The organism is Mesorhizobium sp. M7A.F.Ca.ET.027.03.2.1 (genome assembly GCF_003999175.1).
GTDB lineage: Bacteria > Pseudomonadota > Alphaproteobacteria > Rhizobiales > Rhizobiaceae > Mesorhizobium.
Window position 1 is genome coordinate 1 of sequence record NZ_RZOM01001948.1, and the last position, 411, is coordinate 411.

Annotated in this window: 1 protein-coding gene; it reads left to right on the forward strand. The window is 62.8% G+C overall.

The features are described 5' to 3' along the window. Positions 1 to 52: 52 nt before the first annotated feature. Positions 53 to 411 (forward strand): RES domain-containing protein (locus EN750_RS38920; protein ID WP_127399539.1); only part of this gene is annotated, 359 nt, incomplete at its 3' end.

The window sequence follows — 411 nt, forward strand, 5'->3', positions numbered from 1 at the left end:
AGGCAGCAGCGGTCCGTGACTATCTCGATCACATGGCCGTTGGCGGGTTTGCGTGAGGTTCGTTGGAACCTGCTACCGCGCACACGATCCACGTTGGGCATTCAAGCCGACTTCCGGCGAAGGGGCGGCGATCAGAGGTGCGCGATTTAATCCCAAAGGCGTGCCGGCGCTCTATTTGGCGCTGACCATCATGACAGCGGTCAAGGAAGCCAACCAGGGGTTCGCGCACCGGATCGATCCTTGCGTGCTGTGTTCCTATGAGATCGACTGCGACGACATCGTGGATCTGACAACGGACGAGGCGAGGGGAGAATTTTCTATCGCGCTCGAGGACATGGCCTGCGCCTGGGCGACGGCGCTTAGCGACGGAGAGCGCCCGGCGTCCTGGTCCGTCTGCGACCGGCTGCGGCC